General features: G+C 53.3%; 19 protein-coding genes. 5 read left to right on the forward strand and 14 right to left on the reverse strand.

Going from position 1 to position 19811, the window contains the following annotated elements; translation table 11 throughout:
* The 4 genes from VE954_RS32570 to VE954_RS32585 all read right to left on the reverse strand — a co-directional run.
* Positions 1 to 719, reverse strand: a 719-nt coding sequence (locus VE954_RS32570) for a hypothetical protein (RefSeq protein WP_324960896.1), incomplete at its 3' end; no start/stop codon positions are given.
* The gene (locus VE954_RS32575) at positions 716 to 2512 is read right to left on the reverse strand and encodes a DeoR family transcriptional regulator (RefSeq protein ID WP_324960898.1); all 1797 of its coding nucleotides are present in this window, start codon (positions 2510 to 2512) and stop codon (positions 716 to 718) included. The genes VE954_RS32575 and VE954_RS32570, both read right to left, overlap by 4 nt.
* 242 nt (positions 2513 to 2754) lie before the next feature.
* On the reverse strand, positions 2755 to 2985 hold the full coding sequence (locus tag VE954_RS32580; protein WP_324960900.1) for a hypothetical protein: 231 nt from the start codon (positions 2983 to 2985) through the stop codon (positions 2755 to 2757).
* A complete protein-coding gene (locus VE954_RS32585) occupies positions 2982 to 3509 on the reverse strand; it encodes a hypothetical protein (protein ID WP_324960902.1) in 528 nt (175 codons plus the stop codon). The genes VE954_RS32580 and VE954_RS32585 overlap by 4 nt, the downstream gene beginning before the upstream one ends.
* A 118-nt stretch (positions 3510 to 3627) precedes the next feature.
* Between VE954_RS32585 and VE954_RS32590 the strand changes: the two genes are divergently transcribed.
* A complete protein-coding gene (locus VE954_RS32590) occupies positions 3628 to 3795 on the forward strand; it encodes a hypothetical protein (protein ID WP_324960904.1) in 168 nt (55 codons plus the stop codon).
* Positions 3796 to 3865: 70 nt separating this feature from the next.
* Here VE954_RS32590 and VE954_RS32595 read toward each other — a convergent pair whose 3' ends face one another.
* Complete coding sequence (locus VE954_RS32595; protein WP_324960907.1) at positions 3866 to 5101, reverse strand: sensor histidine kinase; 1236 nt, start codon at positions 5099 to 5101, stop codon at positions 3866 to 3868.
* Positions 5102 to 5651: 550 nt separating this feature from the next.
* On the opposite strand from VE954_RS32595, the gene VE954_RS32600 reads away from it, so the two are divergent.
* A complete protein-coding gene (locus VE954_RS32600) occupies positions 5652 to 6680 on the forward strand; it encodes a hypothetical protein (protein ID WP_324960908.1) in 1029 nt (342 codons plus the stop codon).
* Here the strand turns inward: VE954_RS32600 and VE954_RS32605 are convergent.
* From VE954_RS32605 to VE954_RS32620, 4 genes are all read right to left on the reverse strand, one after another.
* Positions 6674 to 9055, reverse strand: a complete 2382-nt coding sequence (locus tag VE954_RS32605; RefSeq protein ID WP_324960910.1) for an ATP-binding protein — start codon at positions 9053 to 9055, stop codon at positions 6674 to 6676. The two genes, VE954_RS32600 and VE954_RS32605, sit on opposite strands and share 7 nt — an antisense overlap.
* Positions 9052 to 11097 (reverse strand): tetratricopeptide repeat protein, encoded by a 2046-nt coding sequence (locus tag VE954_RS32610; protein ID WP_324960912.1) that lies wholly within the window; start codon positions 11095 to 11097, stop codon positions 9052 to 9054. The genes VE954_RS32605 and VE954_RS32610 overlap by 4 nt, the downstream gene beginning before the upstream one ends.
* A gap of 9 nt (positions 11098 to 11106) precedes the next feature.
* Positions 11107 to 13146, reverse strand: coding sequence for an adenylate/guanylate cyclase domain-containing protein (locus VE954_RS32615; RefSeq protein WP_324960914.1), 2040 nt, complete (start codon positions 13144 to 13146; stop codon positions 11107 to 11109).
* A gap of 69 nt (positions 13147 to 13215) precedes the next feature.
* On the reverse strand, positions 13216 to 13845 hold the full coding sequence (locus VE954_RS32620) for a hypothetical protein (protein ID WP_324960916.1): 630 nt from the start codon (positions 13843 to 13845) through the stop codon (positions 13216 to 13218).
* 146 nt (positions 13846 to 13991) lie between these two features.
* Here VE954_RS32620 and VE954_RS32625 point away from each other — a divergent pair, with 146 nt between their 5' ends.
* Positions 13992 to 15296 carry an MFS transporter gene (locus VE954_RS32625; protein ID WP_324960918.1) on the forward strand — a complete coding sequence of 435 codons (1305 nt, stop codon included), beginning with the start codon at positions 13992 to 13994 and terminating at the stop codon, positions 15294 to 15296.
* Here VE954_RS32625 and VE954_RS32630 read toward each other — a convergent pair.
* The 5 genes from VE954_RS32630 to VE954_RS32650 are packed head-to-tail and all read right to left on the reverse strand — an operon-like array spanning position 15293 to position 18318.
* On the reverse strand, positions 15293 to 15508 hold the full coding sequence (locus tag VE954_RS32630; protein WP_324960920.1) for a hypothetical protein: 216 nt from the start codon (positions 15506 to 15508) through the stop codon (positions 15293 to 15295). The genes VE954_RS32625 and VE954_RS32630 overlap by 4 nt on opposite strands.
* 41 nt (positions 15509 to 15549) lie before the next feature.
* Complete coding sequence (locus tag VE954_RS32635) at positions 15550 to 15873, reverse strand: hypothetical protein (RefSeq protein WP_324960922.1); 324 nt, start codon at positions 15871 to 15873, stop codon at positions 15550 to 15552.
* A 14-nt stretch (positions 15874 to 15887) separates the two neighbouring features.
* Positions 15888 to 16937: a glycosyltransferase family 9 protein gene (locus VE954_RS32640; RefSeq protein WP_324960924.1), complete on the reverse strand. Its 1050-nt coding sequence runs from the start codon at positions 16935 to 16937 to the stop codon at positions 15888 to 15890.
* Positions 16938 to 16990: 53 nt separating this feature from the next.
* On the reverse strand, positions 16991 to 17845 hold the full coding sequence (locus VE954_RS32645; protein WP_324960926.1) for a hypothetical protein: 855 nt from the start codon (positions 17843 to 17845) through the stop codon (positions 16991 to 16993).
* Between the two features lie 20 nt (positions 17846 to 17865).
* Positions 17866 to 18318, reverse strand: a complete 453-nt coding sequence (locus tag VE954_RS32650; RefSeq protein WP_324960929.1) for a hypothetical protein — start codon at positions 18316 to 18318, stop codon at positions 17866 to 17868.
* Positions 18319 to 18488: 170 nt separating this feature from the next.
* On the opposite strand from VE954_RS32650, the gene kdsB reads away from it, so the two are divergent.
* Positions 18489 to 19229, forward strand: coding sequence for a 3-deoxy-manno-octulosonate cytidylyltransferase (kdsB, locus tag VE954_RS32655; protein WP_324960931.1), 741 nt, complete (start codon positions 18489 to 18491; stop codon positions 19227 to 19229).
* Positions 19204 to 19811, forward strand: a 608-nt coding sequence (locus VE954_RS32660; protein WP_324960933.1) for a hypothetical protein, incomplete at its 3' end; no start/stop codon positions are given. The genes kdsB and VE954_RS32660, both read left to right, overlap by 26 nt.

Here is a 19811-nt window from a genome sequence, read left to right on the forward strand (position 1 = left end):
TAGTAGCCCCAATAACCTTCGAATTTTTCAATCTTTTCATTGAAGGTAAAGTCAAACCAACCCTTATCGTTTCGGGCCGACCAGGTTCCTGCTGCATGAAAATCTGACCATCTACTAACGATCAGCTCACCTACGTCTCCATTGGGGAACCTCATTCTTGATGTCGCGCCGTCCTTCGGGTTAAAAATGATGGCAACATTTTCGCGACCGCCTTTCTGGTCATTCACAAAAAAGGTGGACCACTGAGTCGACGGTGCTGTCCAACGCACCTGACGTTGTTTTAAAGCGCCAATGAATCCGATGGGCTCGTTGCCCGAATGCTCAATGAATTCTCTGGAAATGGCCATTGCGTCCCGCTGGAGCTGGGTATCGGCAAAACGGCTCACGATAGCCATACGCGCCGCTTCTTTATTCATTTGCAGATTTTGATGCCTGACAACGCAGCCTGCTTTGCTACCTTCACCCATGCAAACGGCCGTTCCCTCGCGTCCGGAAAAGGTGCGAATGCCATTGTTTTCGCTGTCCTGGGCCAGGCTAACATTATTCCTAACGCCGGTCAGCTCTGGGGGGAGACTGTACGTCATGACCCCATTCTCTACAGCAAAGTCCAGGGGATAACGTGCCAGCGGCTCCTTGTCTTTGCCCGTTGGGCTGTAATAGTCCTGTGCAAAGAGAGCCGATGAACAGAGTGAGATCAAGCCAATCCATAATTTCATCATATGTGATTTCCTTCCGACAAATGAATGTTCTGGGGGAGTGTGTAGCATGTGTTCCGTCCTTTTCCGGTGCGTAAAAGTAGGCCGCGTTCAGTCAAATTCGAAAGATCCCGCGATGCGGTGACCTTGGAGGTTTGAAAGAGTTGGACATAGCTTTGAATATCGACAGTTTCATTCTGCTGCAAGTGCTGCAGAATTTTGAGCTGACGAATGTTCAGGTCGGTTGAGTGACCCTTCTCCTCGTCCTCCGGCGACGTCACCGGGAGACTTTCATAAAGAGGGAAAAAGTTCACCTTGATATCGGGACGCAAGCAATAACCCTCACCGTGCGCTTTAATCCAGTCCTCACGAGACCCCAGGACCGAGCGAAGCCGGTAGACAAGCCCATAAATCAGAGGGTCATGCCGGAGGGGATGGTAAGTATAATCCCAGATACCTTCAACCAGCGCAGCCTTGGTCTGGGGACCATTCAACAAGATGCGGACAAACTTTTGCATCTGCAGGGTAACTGTCGCCTCAGACTTTATGATATCGCCATGATCAAAAATAAAGAGCGACTGTGGATCCAGATCAAAATAGAGGACGCAATCCTCTCGGTTAATCGGTAACTGCTTATAAAGCAAGGAAAACAGACCTGATTTCAGGATGTGCTGAATCTTGGCCAAGGCGCTGAGGTCCGGGCTTTCCAGACTGTCCAAAAAATCCCCCATGGGATCCTGCGCCCAATCCTCAGTATGCTTTTGGCCGTGGCGCCGCAATTCAATCCGTCGTGAAATAGCATAATTATACTTGCGAAGCCAATGCTGAACGAACCGTTGAACATCCAGACTGTCATCCTTGCGAATCAGCCGCTCCAGGCCGTTGACCTTGATCATCAGACGTTCATCCTGATCTTTCCGAGCAAAACGGCTCAGATCATCAAGATACTGCAAAGCAGAATGGTCGCGTCCACTAAGATAGGCGAGATAGGCTTTGCGGAAAAGCAGGAGCCCATGATGCCGACGGTGACCGAAGCGTTGGATCAATCCGCCTGCTTCATCGAGCGCTTCGGACGCGCCCTGCAGATCGCCGCGCAGCCCCAGCTGGTGAGCGAGCTCAAGATACAAATAGCTTAGCGAATAGTTGTTCGTTTCGTGAGAGAGGCTCCCGATTTTTTGTCGCAAGCTTGCCAGCGCATCGGCACCAAAGGGCTTGGATTCCAGCTGATAACCGGCCAGGGCTGTTTCAAGAATCTGCACATGCTGACAGTGACCCAGGCTGGAAAAATACTGATGAGCTTTCTCCAGGGAGGCCATTCCCCTCTGAATTTGGCCGAGGTTGATCTGCAGGTGCCCCATGATGTCGGTTGCCAGGGCACGACCAAAGAAGAATTCTGCAGCCCAAGAGGCTGATAGGGCCTGCTCAGCATACTGTAATGCTATGGAAATACGATGGCGACGCCAGTAATAAAAGGCCATGGCTTGGCTGCGAAAATAAGTGGTCAGGGCCGACGAATAGCGGCGTTGGATTCGGCCCAGTTCACGTAAACTCCGCAAAGCATCAGATAAATCACCCTGTCGAGCCGCTGCAATGGCAACATAGGCCAGCGCGGCTGCCAGCGAATCCTCATCAAGATTGGGACGCCATAGATTCAGAAGAGTTTGGGCCTCGGGCAGTCGGCCGACGAAGCAGAGTGATCCGATAAGATAAGAGTGACCTTCGGAAGGCCGACGAAAATCCGGTCGATCCACCGTTTCTTGCAATAAAATCTTGTGTTCGCCACGTACAAAGAGCTGTTCGAGCTTCTGCAGATCCATGATCACCAGCTTCCTGTCTATTTGGACTTACCCACGAACGCAGTCTCTCATAGAGCTGGTTCCAGCTAAAGTCAACTATCCTTGCCGGAGTTGATACGATTCGATGCGATTTCGAATGACTTCTGATTCAGCTGTGTCAGGCAGGGAAATAAGGGGCTGGTATATTTAGGTATGTTGGAAGGCGTGGCTACCGGACAACCAAAAAACCTGCAGGCCTTGTCGGCCCACAGATCTACGTCACATTAGCAAATGGGTTGATTGCCTGAGTGCGAGATTTTATCCACCAAACGCCTTACAGAGTCGGGAAGAAGATCAGTGAATCCAGGTTTTGGCTCCATACGGCTGTCTTCGATCTTTTCAATCGCGTCCTTTGGCTCCTTGACTTTCGCGGCCTTGGGCTCGGCAAATGCTGAGGATTGTGCATGCAGTGCTGTGAAAATCACCGCGCCTTGACAGAGTTTCTTCATCTTCATGGTCTATTCTCCAATGTTACAGGGCTGCCACCTGCGGCAAAGCCCCGATAGATATATTTGGAATTGATCAGGCTTTCGGGGAAGCGCTCCCCGAGGTCGTGCATCCAGAGTTCCAGCGTTGCAGGGCCAAGGTGTTGGTAAATGAAGTAAAATTCCTTTTCCAGGTCCGTTCGATACTCCGGGTCTGATAATTTCCTGTGGGGCAGGGAAGGGGTATGGTCGACATAAACCCCGAAGTATTCCTGGCAAAAGGCGCGGTATTCAGCTGTGAAGAGTATGAAAACATGCCAAAGCTCATCGATCACCCGAAGGCTCGGCAGGACATGAAAATGAAAGTAAAGGCTTTCATCCTCGGGCGACGCAATTTTCTTATGCGCCTGGAGAGCTTTAATCCAGAGCCATGTCTTTAACTCAGTGAAAATGAATTCCAGATCCTCGTCTGAAAACGAGTAGAATTCCCGGAATTTAATGAGCAAATCGTCATTTTGATAGGCCAAGGTCGCTACAAGACTTTTCATCAGCATAGACACCCTCCGCCTTCGTAGACAGTTAACGAGGTGAGAATATTGCAGTCCATGCCCAGGCGGTCTTCACGCGCAGAATGTCCCCAACCTTAGGGACTGCCATGAATAGGGGCTGGCGATGATGCCGCCGCAGCTTGCAGAGAAAGTGGATATAGGCCAGGGCCTGCTCCAGATGACCAGCGCGAGCCTGGGCGGTGCTCAGATAAGCCTGCGATGCGGCAAGAGCCCCTGGGGTCAGATGGGAGTGAAACTTCAAGGTGAAGTCAACGATACTTACAGCTCATAATGTGTATTGATTGGATAAGCCGAAGCTTTGTTTGGCAGCAAGCGTCAGCGCCGGTGGCCAGGAACTTGTCCTAGAGTTCGGCAGCCTCATATCGGATCGTGAACAGCATATCCGTACCGATCCCCGGCGTACTTCGATAAATCTGAACATCACCCCCGAGCAGATGGGCCAGCCGCTTGGCCAGCACCAGCCCGAGCCCGGTGCCCCCGTATTTGCGTGTGATCGATCCATCAGCCTGCACAAAGGGTTGGAAGAGTTTCTTTTGATCCTCTTCACTCAGACCGATCCCGGTATCACGCACCCAAATTTCGAGATATCGTGCGGGGTCCATCTGTGCAGGTTGCACCACGACGTCCACAGATCCCCGCTCCGTAAATTTCAAGGCATTGCTCACGAGATTGTCGAGCACCTGCCGAAACCGTAGCGCATCCGTTATGATATAGGACGGCGCATCAGCACCGAGCTGGACTTCAAAATTAAGGTTTTTCTCCTGCGCTTTCAGCACAAAATTGTTTTTCAACTCAAGCAGGAGCTGCCGTAAATCGACCTTTGTGTTTTCCAACTCAACGGCACCGGCCTCGATTTTGGAGAAATCCAGAAGGTCCTTGATAATCATTTCAATCTGCCTGCTGGCTCGCATAACGTGGCTAATCCAGGGGCGAATGGAATCCGGTTCAGCTTCCGCTTTTCGGGCAATCAGTTCTGCGTAACCGTGGATAACAGTGAGCGGCGTGCGGATTTCATGACTGATATAAGCCAGGAACTCCGATTTGGTTCGGTTGGCATCCTCAGCTTTTTGTACGGCTTCAAGTGCCTGCTGCTCATAAAATTTCCGTGCTGTGATATCCGTGGAAATGGCACAAACCTCAACGACTTTTCCATCGGGCTGCTGGAGAGGGTATTTAAAGGTGAGGTAGGTATGCATCGTACCGTCCCTGTGCCGAACCACTTCCTCGGCCTCGGTCACCTGCGCCGTATGAAACACGGCGAGGTCATTTTTCCAAAGATGCTCGGCAGTATCCCGGGGGAAGACTTCAAACACACTTCGATTCACATAGTCAGCAGCCGCAGGCCCATCCAGGACTTCAAACATGCGATTGGTCAAACGCACCATGCTCTGACGATCCTTGATGGAGATCAGGACCGGTGCCAGATCCACTATGGCTCGCAGACGCCGGAGCTCATCCGACAGTTCTTCGGTCCATGCTGGTGTTGAACGTTCGAAAAGAAGCTGATTGATAAAGCCTGTACCGGGTTCCATGCAAAGGAGGAGGTCGAAGGTGCGATAGCACGGATCATCATGCAAGCAGCATCCCTGAACCCATTGTGGGCCTGCTGTTTGGCACAAGACAAACGCGGGCTTGATGTGATCAGGATAACATTCAGCCGACCAGATCTGGGACAGGGTCGATGATGGGGTCCCCCAAGCTGTCGAGGGAAGCAATTTTTTGAAATGTGCATTTACAGAAAGGTAGAATTCATCGCAATCAAGCCGTGCGCCGGCTCGACCAGACTGAGCGATGATCGAGGGCACTTCGTTCTCTGAAAACTCCGTGAAGCCTGTGACACCAAGGGTTGTATGCCCACCATTGTTCGTGTTCAAAGGTTCTGCGCCTCACTCCTGCTTTCTGATCCAACGTCATTCTTTCACCGCTACAAGCAAGAACATGCGGCGAGCGCTCTATTTTAGCAAGTCTTCATTCCCAGACAAAAGACGGAATACTCCCAGGTTGATTGCATATTTTTGCGAGTGCTCCCCTAACAGTCGGGAAACCCTCAAGCCTTCGGCGGGTTTGGCTCGATCTTGTTAATTTTCCCAAACGCCGAGCCGATGCCTCCCTGGTGGAGGCGGCAACATGATTCGATGGAAGCTTTTATTCGTTTTGGAAATATTTGTCATCTCGGCCTGCGGAGGTCATTCCACGGAGCCACCTGCCGTAGCCGTGGGCCAGGCAACCGCAACGGCGGATGCAACCGTGGCCACCGAGGTGATCCAGGAACCTGTCCTGCCGGCAGAATCCAGGAACCCACCGGCCTATTCTCAGGCCGTTGAAAAACCGACTGAGATCCTGCCTCTCACCACATGGCGCAGCTGGGCTCCACTTTGCGAGGGTCATCCGTCCAAAGGCAACTGTGACGATGGCGATGCGACTCTTTTCTCGGGACTTCTTTGTCTTGCCGGCGAGGACCAGGGTTGTCGGGCCGTCAAAGCCGCCCAGGATACCACCGGAAAATTCTGGCGCTCACCGCGACGGGTCGGTGTTGAAGCCAGCAATTCCTTTTCGCGCGACATGGCCCTTGGCGTGCTGGCCTATCTGGTGGCCACCAAGGATACCGATGCCGCCCAATCATGGCTGCAGTGGATCGATCAGAATTCGGTCTGTCAGATCAAATTGGGCACCGTTTGCCAGCTCAAGACCTGGCGATACTGTCGGGAGGATAGCGATGCCCGCTGTCTCATCACACCAGGCATGTGGTCGATGATGCGTCGCGTCTGGGAATACCTGGGATTGCCCCTGCATAAAGAGATGCGGACAACAGGTGAAAATACGTTGGTCGCCGAGGCTGGGCAGGCCCCTCTTGGCTACGCACTGCATTTGAAGGCTGTGATATTTTTCCTTTATCAAAAGATCGGCAAAAATCTCCCTTTTGAGTGGGACCTAATCCATACCATTGCCGAACGGCAACCGGATAATCTATTTTTCCAGTATTTGCAGGAAGGCTCGAGCGAACGTTTGCAGCAATCGCTTCTGGCTCTTTGTCCGCGTGAAGCCCCAGGGGAAACCAGACAGTGGACGTGGGAACGCGATACGGCCGAAAATGCCCAACTGCAATCGATGGGCTGGGACTGCATTTTTATGGGCCGCTTGCTGACGACTCACTGAGCTTTCTTGTAGGATAGCAGCTCGGCAATTTCACGACTCTCCGTGATATCGAACCACTTCTGCAGCATGCGGGAAAGTTCGGCGGGCTTCATGGGTTTGGAGAGATAGTCATTCATACCAGCGGCCAGGCAACGCTCCCTATCACCTTTGATGGCTGAGGCTGTCATGGCAATGATGGGAATCTCATGCGCACCTTTTAAATCTGAGCGGCGCAATTCCGCAGTGGCTTCATAGCCATCCATCTCGGGCATCTGGCAGTCCATCAAAATCAGATCGCAGTGATGCTGGATTAAAGTGGGGATCACGTCCCGGCCTGTGGCCACGATGATGACCTTAAAACCCATTTTCTCCAAAATACCTCGTGCCACTTTTTGATTGATGCTGTTGTCTTCTGCCACCAGGATGGTTTTCTGATCACGCGTCACGACCCTGTGTTCCTCAACAGCCTTGGGTGCCTCATGGGACCGCAGCTCACCCTTTTGCAAGGGCAGCATGAACCAAAATGTGGACCCCTGGCCAAGTGTGCTTTCCACCCCGATTTTACCACCCATCAATTCCACCAGGGCACGGCTGATGGAAAGCCCGAGGCCGGTCCCACCGAAGCGGCGGGTCGTGGACGCGTCCTCCTGCGAGAACGGGCGGAAGAGCTTGCCCATGGCTTCGGAGGTAATCCCGATCCCGCTGTCCTTCACCTCGAACAGCACAGCCACGGAATCAGGACGTTCTTCGAGCTGCGAGATGGTCAGAGTCACACCGCCCTTTTCTGTGAATTTAATGGCATTGCCGAGCAAATTCAACAGAATCTGGCGAATGCGGCCCTGATCCCCTTTGAAAAAGCAGGGCCAATGCGAGCCACCTTTCACTTGAAACGTCAGGCTCTTGCTTTTCACATGATAGGACATGGTTTTACCGACATCCGACAGAACCTGGTCGAGATCAAAGTCCATCGACTCCATCTCCAGCTTGCCCGCCTCGACCTTGGAAAAATCCAGGATGTCATTGATGATCGTGAGCAGAGCTTCCGCTGACTTCTGCACATCATTCAAAAGATCCGTCTGCTCCTGGTCGAGTGATGTGCCACGCAGAAGATGGGTCATGCCGATCACGCCGTTGATCGGGGTTCGGATCTCATGGCTCATGTTGGCCAGAAATTCCGACTTCATCTGGGATGCGGCCAGCGCCTCATTCTCGGCGCGGGTCTTGCCTTCAAATTCACTGGCGTGGGCCAGGGATGAAGCGAGAATACCCGCGATCACCTGCAGCGTTTCCACATCACTATCTGAAAAGGCGGCGCATCGGTCCGAAAAAATCTTGAGCACGCCGATGACGGTTCCCTCGTAACCCAGCGGGGCAACCACCATGGATCGAATGCCAAATCGCTGGCAGGAGGCCCAGTCCACCCGCGGATCATTTTCACAATCTTCGCTGCGAAGAATTTCATTCGTTTCCGCGGAACGACCGGACAGGCTACCCTTCAGGGGGATACGGTGACCCACACAATCAGCTGGCAGGCCTATCACGGCACGATAACGCAAAGAGTCGCCTTCAATGAGTTCGACAATCACGCCAGAGGAGTTGGTCAGCTTTTGAGTCCGGGAGACAATGACTTCCAGGGTCTTATCCACATTGAGCGAGGATGTTGCGACATCATATTGAGTCGAAATGATCGCGGCCAGGCGCTTTTTATCCTCATCCAACAGCTCCTGCTTCATGACCAGTTCCTGCTCATAACGTTTTCTTTGGGCCAGCTCACGGCGAACCAGTAAAAAAGAAATGAGGAGAAGAACCAACCCCATGGCGCCACAGCTGGCGATAAAATTCATATTAACGTTCAGGGCATTGCCCACCAGGGCTCTTTTTTCGTTGTAACGTTCTTCTTGCGGAATCGAGAGCTGGCCCACCACCGTCTGAATTTGGATCAAGAGATCCTGCCCACGACGGGTGAGATCCAACTGCAAGGATCCCGACAAACTTTGATTGCGACGTGCCTCGATCGCGCTTTTCCATTCACTGAACTTTTCCTGCAGGAGCTTATCCAGAGCCAAAGCCAATCTATGCTCGTCCGGATTGATTTTGGTAAAGCGCTTGATGTTTTCAAGCATCGGAGGAATGACCTTCAGAGCATGATCATAATCATGAAGGAAGCTTTCACTGCCGCTGAGAAGATAGCCGCGCTGGGAGCTTTCGGCTTCCATCGTATGGTTCCAGATGGATTTGATCTCATTGAAGCGGGAGCGTTCCTCCATCCAGTCTTTCTTGATCTGGCCAGCTTTGTAATTGCTATACAGAGGCGCCAGGGTAATAGCGAAGAGGATCAGAAGGATCAGACTCCACCACACACCATAACGCTTGCTGATAATGTTCATACTTATCATGCACTGACTCGCATCAAGGAAAAGATTTCGCTATCGCTGCCTGAGCGCAGACGACTGACGCTTTGCAAATTACGGGCGTCAAGATGCATAGCCAGGGAGGCAGAAACGAGGGTATCGCCGGGAGCGCCGCGACTGCAGATTTGCGAGGCGACATCCACAACGGGTCCTATGACAGTGTATTCCTTGCGGGGCTCCATTCCCAGACTGCCGATCAGGCTTTCGCCTTGATGCAGGCCCATCCGCATGGCAAAGACCCAGCCGTCACTTCGTTGCCAGTTCCGATTCAATTCCTGCAATTTGTCCTGCATGCGCCGTGCGCAGCGCGTTGCCACCTGGGCCTGTTCTTCGAAGCTGAGTGTGGACGGTGCTCCAAAGACGGCCAGCAGCGAACCGTTGACAAATTTATCGATCATACCGCCCTCGCTGCCGATGATGTCCATCATTTCACCGAGGTAGACGTTCAGAATGCGGCCGATGCGCTGGGGACCGAGGAGTTCGACGGCGCGCGTAAAATCGCAGAGTTCGCATTGTAAAAGGGTAATGGTTTTATGGGCCGGCTCCGTGTCCAGTTTCTGATTCCCAGCCAGGACCGCCTCAACCGTTCGCGTGGGCAGATAGCGCTGCAGCAGGGTTTTTTGAACGCCTTCCATGAGATCTTGAATCTTCTGGCGACGCTTGCGGACCCGGAAAAAATCCACCGCGAAAATAAGCGCAATCACGGAGACTGAGACCAGGATCCATGTGAGCACTTCGCTTTGCTTCCGCTTGTTTTCCAGCTGCATGACCTGAACCCGCCCCTTTTGTTCCAATCGGCGGTTTTCCTGCGATTTATGTTCCAGGTTAAAAAGGGCTGTGTAGTAACGGGCACTGTCGGCATTTTTCTGGGCGTTCAGTTTCTCTTCCAGCCTGTTCATCTGCTCAAAGGACTCATAAGCTTCCTTCCAGCGTTTTTCCATCGCCGCCAAACGACCCTTGAGTTGCATGCGCTCGACCCGCTGATGCAGAGGCAGATTCTTGTCTCCGTCGGACTGCACGATGGTCCAGTTCTCAGCGGCCAGTTTCTGTTGACCCAGCTCAATGTGAACCGTCATGAGCCGCTCGGCCCCAAGCGTTATCATCTGACGATTTTTGGTTTTAACGAAGTACTGCTGCGCCTTGTTCAAATAAGGCAAGGCTGCGGCCCACTTTTTTTCCTTGATGAACACGGTGGCGATATATCCCTGGCAGTAGGCAAGGCCGGTCCAGTCTTCGATTTCATAGGCGAGTCGCACCGCTCGTTCAAAGCTTTGACGAGCCCTATCATGCTGGCCTTTCTTGGAATAGGCGGAACCGAGGTTACTGATAAAAATCTGTAGATCCTGACGCCTGGGCTTGGGTGAGGATTCGGCCTGCTGCACGAGTTCTTCCAAGAGTTTGATGCCTTCGTCATAGCGAACGGTCAGACCCACAAGATAAAAAACGGCAAGTTGATTGGCAACGCGCTCATAGGCATCGCTGTTAGGGCGGTCCTTGATCAGGTCATAGGCCTGAAGATAGTGAACGAGCGCGCCCTGATAATTCAATTCCAAACGATCCAGGCTGCCCTGCTCGGCAAGGATAGTGGCCTGAGCCTCGACGTCACCCAGCTTCAAACTTAGATCATAAGCGCGATTCAAGGACGTACGGATACCATCGATTTTATCACCCTCATAGGCAAAGGCCGCCTGAGCCAGGAGCCAATCGATTTCGGCTTTGGGATCGTTGAGCTGCCGCAGAAGCTGTTCACTCTCGGCCAGGAGCGCCTCAGTTTGGGTATAGATCTTCATTCGACCTTCGTATTCCAGAATAAGCTGGATCGCCTTGAATCGAAGATCAGGGTGCTGCGGCAGAGCAGGCAAGGCCTGGATTTTGGTCAGCAGCGTATGCGCCTTGGCCGGCACGTCTCGGAGCAGATCCTGCGCCTCGGCCAGCTGCTCGGTGATCTCAGCACGTGTCTGGCCACGGCTCTCGTGCGAGACAGCGAGGCTGCTCAACAGAAAAGCGAGGATGACCATTCGTAACATGCAATCTCCTTACGAGGCATTGGCCTTCAAGGTGGAAGTATCCAGAACCAGTTCGGCAATGCGAATAGGCCGGGGCAGACCTTTCACCGACTGGACACCGAGGTCCCGAGTCACAAATCCTTTGGTGTAAGGCGTTACGGTTTCCGAGAGAAGGCATTGACCAGTTCGAGCCCCTGCTTCCAGGGCATCAGCCACCTGGACGGGCAAACCGAGTGCTGTAAAATCGGTGCGTTTGGAGCAGCCGAAACTGCCAATAATCACCCGTCCGTGATGCACAGCGGAGCGCAGAAAGAGTGGTTTCTGCAGGCGCGACTGCCATTTTTCATTGAGATATTGAAGGCCCGCGTGCATGTCCCGTAGGCAATGAAGGGCCTGCTGAGCGGAGGCCGCGGGTTCGAGGGCAAGCGGGGCACCAAAAAGGGCCATGATACGGCCACCCCCACTTTTATCGAGAGTGCCACCGTTTTTATGGACGGCCTGGCTCATCGTAGCCACGAGGTCATTGAGAAGCTCAACTTCCTGCGGGCCGGCAAGACTTTGCGTGCCGGGTTTGAATCCATCAAACGAAGCGAAGAGAATGGTGACCTGGGCTTCGCGAGGCTTCTCGTCGAATTCCGTCTGCCCTTCCGCCACAGCATGGGCCAGAGCTGGCGGTAAAAAGCGACTCAAGTACTGTTCACGCAGGCGCCGGTGCATGTGAAAGAGTTCACTGGTTTTGCGTCGCACCCGTACGAAATCAAAAATAAGGGAACCCGCAATCAGTGCCATGGAAATCAGCATCCATATCTTCAGCTGCTGCTGCTTACGTTCCTGCTCGAATCTCAAGAGCTGAAGGCCTTCCTTTTCTTCAAGTTCAAGGCGCTCCATTTCCTGACGGGTCATGGCGAATTCCATCAGCATGCGCTGGGTGCTGTCGGCATCCCGCAGAGCATTTTCATCCCGATTTTTCTGCCACATTTGAAAGGCGACCTGAGCAGCCTTTTCATACTGGCCGCGGCTCGCATACAGGCGGGCTTTGTATTTATCCAGGCGTTTGGCTTTGGGCCCATCGATACGATGGATCAAACGTTCCGCTTCATCGCTCTGATTTTGGTGAAGGAGGATATCGACCAGAACATAGCGCGCATTCTCGACCCGCACCTGATTACCAACAGTCTCAAATTCCTTCATGGCCTTGCGAATATTTTTTTCGGCTTCTTCGAACTGTTCCGCCTGGGTTTGGATCATGCCCATACCAAGCCAACCGTAGGCCATGACTGTGGAATTGCCCAGAGCTTCACCGAAATGCAGGGCCTCCTGCATCGTTTCCAAGGCCTTGGGCAGGTTCTCGGAACTCATATAGGCAAAGCCCAGGTTATACATGATTTCGGCGCCCAGGAAGCGTCGCAGCTCGGTCTTAAGAAAGCCTCGGACTTCTTCCGCCAGTGCGAGGATAGTGCCGAGGTCAGCGCCTTCGTTAACATTCTGATAGGTGACGACGAGATCGTTGAGAATAGAATAATAGTATTCGTCCTTGGGCAGTCGGGGCAGGAGGGCCAGAACTTTTTGCATCATGCCGGTAGCCAGCAAAGGGCGGCCGGAGGCTGAGGCGGCAGCCGCGTAGCTGGTCATCGCTCGCGCCAGGATCGAATCATCCCCGCTGGTCTCAATTGCTTCCAGCAGTTGATCGAAACTTGGCGCCAGCTGTTCCCACTCCGAAAGACCCAATGATGAGCCAGCATCAATTTGTGTCAGCTGCAGGGAAAATTTGGTGTGTTGATCATCGATCCATGCGCCCTGCTCCAGGGCTTTGGTGGCCACATTGCGGGCTTCGTCGACCATTTCTATTTTGGTCATGGCCAGGGCCTGCAAGGCTTTAATCTGCAGCCAGACTTGCCCAGCCTGGACGCCGCCAACCTCTTTTTCCATGGCCTCAGCGCGTTCAATCGCTTTTTGCGGGGAATCAAAAACCAGAATCTTCAGTTCCGCCAGATTCCTTTGGACGTCAGAAGCCAGACCCCAAGTCGTGGGGATCAAACCTATCCAAAGAATGGTCAAGATTCGTAACATGAAACTCCCGAATTCTTCGGTCTGCATCGGATTTTCCTGATCAGACTGAAGGATACGGGAGCCAGGGGTTTAGCGGGTCGGCTTGGGAAATTCGATAATCGTCGCGCCGCGACCTTCCGACTTCATAGCTTGCGGACGGGGGTTGGGTTTGCCGCGATGCTCCGACGGCGGCGTCCGACTGACAATCGGTTCTTCACCCTGGCGGACCATAAGTGTGGCCAGACCACCTTCTTCCAGCAATTTGCTCGCCGCAAGGCCGGCTCGAATCACGTGCGCCGTCCGGATATCCAGATCGGGATTGCTCGGCAGGCGATCAATCCCCAGATTTTGCTGAGCACGAATGACGACCTGCACGGCTTCTTCGACCTGGCCACTCAGGAGATACAGTTTTTGCATGTCACTGTATAGTAGACACAACAGGCGACGAAGTTTAAGAGGAAGGGCTTTGCCCGATCTGAGCTTTTGTTCCAGGTGGAGGACCACCGGACCCAGCAGGACGACTGATTGCTGGTAGTTACCCATACGGTAATCCAAACGCGCCCGCAGCAACGCTGCAAAAAGACGCTGACGCATCAGATATCCCGCATGATCTGCCAGCTGAAAGAGGTGATCAAGACGCCTGAAAAAACTCAGCGGAGCCGCCAGAATCAGACAGATTCCCAGACCTAATGATTCAAGAAATTCCAGCATGATCTTCATAACACTACTCTTTATTCTCTACCGGCACGGGTAAGTGGGGAATCGAGAATTCCTGGTGTACCACGTTTCTCGTGCAGATTCCATTCCATCCAGTTACACTGGTGAAAACAAGTAAAGTTTCCTCTCATTATCGAAAGGTATGCCGCATGACGTTGAGCCTCTGGTCCCGTTTACTGGCATCACTCGGCCTCGACCGACGGGAACTTCGTTCATGGGCTTTATACGACGTGGCAAACTCGGCGTTTGCTACGACCATCATGGTCGCGGTCCTGCCGCTCTACTTCCACGATTCACTGGCCAAAGATTTGCCTGAAAATATGCGAACAGCCTATTGGGCCTATTTCAATTCCGCAACCATGATCGCGGTCGCCCTGGTGTCCCCGTCGCTTGGCTATGTGGCTGATGTCTTTAGTGCAAAGAAGAAATTCCTTGGGGCCTTCACCATCACAGGAGTGCTGGCATCCATCGCTTTGGCCTGGGTCCAGCCCGGACAATGGCTGTTGGCCGGACTTCTTTTCGTTCTCGGCTGTTTTTCGTTTTTCGTGGGCAATATCTTTTACGAAGCTTTGCTGCCTCACATCGCCAAAGATCATGAAATTCACCGGGTCAGCAACTCGGGCTATGCCGTTGGCTATATAGGCGGCGGCGTGATCCTGGCCATCAATCTTCTGTGGATCATGAACCCCACGATGTTCGGGCTTCCTGACACAGGCGCCGGGATACGTCTGTCCTTTCTTTCAGTCGGACTCTGCTGGATCCTGTTCAGCATTCCTTTGTTTCGTCATGTCAGAGAGCCCGTAACGTCGACCGTGAAGACACACGGTATGTGGCGAACATCGGTTGAGGCCATTTTTCAACTCAAGAGAACCTTCGCCAAGCTGAAAAATTATCCTGATGTTCTGATGTTTTTATTGGCTTTTTGGGCTTATAGCGACGGCATAGGCACGATCATAAATATGGCGACTATCTATGGACGTGAGGTCGGCATCGGCACCAATGATTTGATCATTGCCATCCTGGTGGTCCAGTTTCTAGGCGTGCCCTGTTCTTTTGCGTTCGGACCCATTACGGATAAAATAGGGCCTAAAAAAGCCTTGATGCTGACCCTGGTGGTCTACACCTTCATCTCAATGGTCGGTTATTTTATGACCACAACCTGGCATTTCTGGATATTGGCGGTGGGTGTGGCGACAGTGCAAGGCGGCAGCCAGGCGATCAGCCGATCCGTCTTTGCCCAGATGGTTCCGCTGAAGCATAGCGGGGAATTCTTTGGTCTCTTCAGCGTCTCATCAAAATTTGCAGGACTCTTTGGGCCGTTGATTTTCGGAGTGCTGGCCGAACAAACCGGTGGCAGTCGGCTCAGCGTCCTCTTTATCGTTTTGCTCTTTATCCTGGGGATGATCCTGCTCAGTCGAGTCGATATCGAGCGCGGAAAACGTCGGGCCCTTTAAGTTTCAAAGGGTTCCACTTCTTCCAGGAAATCGACGAATTTATAGTTCACCAGCTCGGCCGCAGGGATGATGCGCATGTCACCGTCGGTGGCATCGTCATCTTCCTTGGTCGCGAGATAGCTGCCTTCGTTGGTCCCCGGATGATAATTGATTACCTGCCACATCTGCTTTTTTTCTTTGTCAAACACGCGAAACGGTAACATAAGCGACACGACCTCTACCTTTGCTATGATTTAGGAATCCGCATACGGATTTAATAACTTTCGCTGCCTTTTTTGTTCCGTTCCTTCAGCCTTTTGGGCCTTTCATGAATGGTACGGGACTTGACATCCACGGTCTTCCGGCGAATCAAGGACGGCAAGGATATCTCATAGAGCTGCTCGGTGACAATCTTTTCCAGATTCGACCGGGTCGGTCCACGCTCGATCAGATTAGCTATGGTTTCAAGTAAGGGCGCATGACGCAATGAAAATCGACGCCCTGCAATTTCTACGACAATTCCAAACCGTGGCAGCCAGGAAAATTTCCGCGAGCGGCTCTTTTCGGTGGGATCGACGCGGAAGAGATTGACGAACATGATGGACTCCATCGCTACTTAGAGAAAGGGAGGGGGGACCAGCCCATCCTAACACCGTTTCGCTGCCTTGACTCGGCTGATTTCCTGAGCAGAGCTTGCATGTGTTCCAAAGTCTCCCAGACCTCGGCCTCGCCGATGGCCGTGATGGGACCCCGACCCTCGGGGGTGCCGGCGTGGGCTTGCCGCGCCTGGTGCCGATCTGTCATAGGACACCAGGTGGCCGCATAGGTCGGTCCATGCAGCTGCAAGGAAGGCGTATCCACGGCTACGGCGACATGACTTGGTCCATTGGAATTACCTAAAAAAAGATCACAGTTCGCGATCAAGGACGCCAACTCGCGGAAGCTGGTTTTCGGGGCGAGTCGCATGGGCTGTTCGCAGAAGGCCATCGCCTGCCGAACGAATTCTTCTTCACCTGGTCCCCAAAGCCAAAGGACCGAGGCACCCCACTCCTGGTGCAGGCGATCGGCGATCCTCGCATACCGTTCGACAGGCCACTGCCGCTCGGCCCGTCTGTGAGTCGGGCTGATCGCGACCCTGAGAAGCGCCTGGGAAAACTCCGGAGCCTCCTGCAGAAGCTGCAGCAAAGGACCGGTGTGCGATTCACCCCAGGGTAGATCCAACTGCGGACTCACGGGTTGAATGCCGAGATGCTGCAGATAGCGGAATTTTTCCCGCACAATATATTCGATGCGGTCCCCTTGGGGCACGATTTCGGTAAAGAAAAAGGCTCGACGAGATGGAAACGCCAGACGTCGCGGCGCCCCGGTGGCCCGGGCATAGAGTGCGCTGCGGGGATTATACATGAAATCCAAAACCAGATCATAGCGGGCTGCGCGTAGCTCCTGGATCAGCTTCCAATCCTGGCGCCAACCGCCCTTGGGATCGTAGGTCAGATGGCGATGCACATAGGGATTATCGTCGACGATGAGTCGACCCATGGGATGCGAGAGAAAAGTGATTTTGGCATCAGGCCAGGCGCGTTTCATTTCGCGAAAGCAGGGCGTGGTCAGCAAAATATCGCCAAGTTGACGAAGCTGGATGAGGAGGATGTTCCGAGCCATGGTCGCACGATGCTCCGTTTGGGGAAACTGAGGGTGCGACCATACCGCAGGGATCAGAGACCGACAACTTTAAACGCCAGTTCAGCCAGTTCCTTGGCACCACGATGTCCGACCATCATACCCGTGACGCCAGGTGCGGCCTGCCAGGCAACGATATTCCATTTATCCGAGGCGTAGGTTTGATAGACAAGACCTTCGAAGTTACCAGGTTCCGATTTGGGCAGCTGCTCAAGCTTGCCGTCCCAAAGGAAGAGATAAAGTTTTTCCCGGTTGTTTTTACCGTTGAACTGCACGGTCATGATCTTCGCCACTTCATAATCGATGACGGTGCCGCCGTTCAATTCCCAATCACCACCCGGCTCACGCATCGTCTTGGGGGCAAAGCCGAGTTCAGGATAGCGTTTGAAATAGGTATTCAGCTCATCGAGTTTATCGGTAGGGAAATCAAGCCGGCCCTCAGTGTCTTCGGACATCACGATGGCTTCATAGATCAGCGAATCGAGAGCCTTGAACGGAGCCTTTTTTTCCGGACCGAAGAATTTGTACGCACCAAAGATCATCAGCCCCAAAAACCCGATCAGCACCACAAAGCGGACGGCATTGCCAGTCAGCTCGGAGCGGCCCACATCATCGATGTCGTGGGCTTCGTGGTTGGCCCTTGCGGCATCGTCTTCCACCAGATCATGGATGTCACGCATGTGCTTTTCATCCAGATAAAGCCGCTGGGCTTCGATCTGCAGACGACCCCGACGGATGCCGTAATCGGTCGCCAGACCATCGAGCTTCAATCGCTGCGCGACGTCTTCAAAACGTTTGCGCTGATCGGCCGGCAGGGTCTCGTCCAGATATTCGGAGAGATAGCCATATAAGAATTCTTCATCACTCAACGCCGCTATTTTTTGCGCCATGCCTTCGGTCCTCCCCTCACTTATTCAAAACGAAAACTGAGCAGTCTTTTGCGACCGATAGTCAGGTAACGACGCAATTCGGTTTCATCCATCTTGGTAATCTCGCGAGCTTCCTCGATCGACAGTCCGACGACATCGATCAAAAACAGGCAGCTGCGGGTTTCCAAATCCAAAGGCTTCAGGAGGGGGAACAGCACGTTCTCGCTACTGCTGCCTTCCTGGTTCATCTCGTGATGCAGTTCCCAGGCTCGCCGGAGAATCAGCAAACGGATCACCGAGGCGTCCTTGTTCAGAAGTTCCGGCAAGCTCGGAACGATGGATTCATAGGTTTTGTAAACCAGACGGCTGGCGATCTCTTCGCTCAGCGTCATCGCAAAACCAAAGCGAAGCAAGGTGTCTGCGTCCTGGCAGAGCGTTTCGACGAAAAACGCAGCGGCCCCGGCATCGTATTTTCGCGCACCATTTTGAGCCATGTTCCGGCACCCCAAATTTTTTTTTGAATGCAAAGTATAGGATACCCTTGAATGCGAGTAAGTGGCAAGTATGACTGCCTCAAGGGTTTTTTTCTGCGGTTTTTGCTGAGACCCGGGCCGTTCCCGTCTATAATGCGACGTCTGGAACCCCTCAGCAAAAAGGTTTTAACGTGATCTGGAACAATTGGCTTATCGTAATCCCCGCGCGCCTCAGCTCGACCCGACTGCCGCAAAAACCTCTGGCCGATTTATGCGGCAAGCCGCTTGTGGTTCGCGTGTATGAACGCCTCAAACCCTTGGCCAACAAGGGGGCCGATGTGGTCGTGGCCACCGATAGCCAGCTGGTCATGGATGCCTGCCTCCAGCACCAGATACCCTCGGTCATGACTGATGCGGCTCATCAAAGCGGCACGGATCGCTGTGCGGAGGTCGCTCGCCAACGTCCCAAGCCTTTTATTTTGAATGTCCAGGGTGATGAACCTTTTATCCACTGTGGGGACCTGGAGGCTCTGGCCCGTCTGATGATTCAGACAGGGGTCGGGATGGGAACCATGATGCACCGGAATAGCCAGAAGGCTGACTACGAAAACCCCAACTGTGTCAAGGTTGTGGTGAACGCTGCCCACCAGGCCCTTTATTTCTCGCGCTCGCCGCTGCCTCATTATCGGGCACCCCAGACTTTCCAGAATTTCTGGCAGCACCTTGGCGTTTATGCATTCTCAGCTGACACTCTGCAAAACTTCTGCTCCTTAGCCCAACATCCTCTGGAGTTGGCGGAAAGTCTGGAGCAACTGCGCGCACTCGGGCACAATATTCCTATTGTCGTCAGCATTGCCGACCATCCCGCAATCGGCATCGATACACCCGAAGATTTAGAGGCTGCCCGTGCTCGCTTTTCGACCCTTACGTAAGCAGACTCTGCTTGCGCTTGTGCTCACGTTCGCGCCCCTGGTCCCCGATGTCTCCCAGGCTTTGCCGATCGGCTTCGGCCGTAACCAGGGGGACCTGAATTTCAAGGAAATCCAGAGTCCCAACTTTTTTATCTATCACGACGAGCGCACACCACATGAAGGGCAACTGGTTCTGGAATCTTTGGAGTCGGCACGGCCCAGGCTGGAAGACTGGCTCAAGGTCCAGCGCACGAGTCCGTTAAAAGTTATTGTTTCATCGACCACGTCCAATCCCTCGTTCGCCAACTTCATCACCGATGCGGTGGAACTCCAGACCTTGGGACGTGGCGGGCGCGACCTGGTCTGGCATGAGTACACGCACAGCACCATGTATCGGCATCTCGACAATATCTTCGGTCCCGCGGGCAGCATCATCCATTTGCCCTGGATGCCCGCCTGGTGGATTGAAGGCCTCGCGGAAGCGTTGAGTGTGTCCAACGGCTCGGATCAACAGTATGGGATCGAGCGTTATTATGCCTTGAACGGGAACTGGCCAAGTTACGATAAATTGCATGCGCTTTATGATGGCAGCCGCTTCTCCAC

Source organism: Oligoflexus sp. (assembly GCF_035638955.1).
In the GTDB taxonomy this organism is placed as follows: domain Bacteria; phylum Bdellovibrionota_B; class Oligoflexia; order Oligoflexales; family Oligoflexaceae; genus Oligoflexus.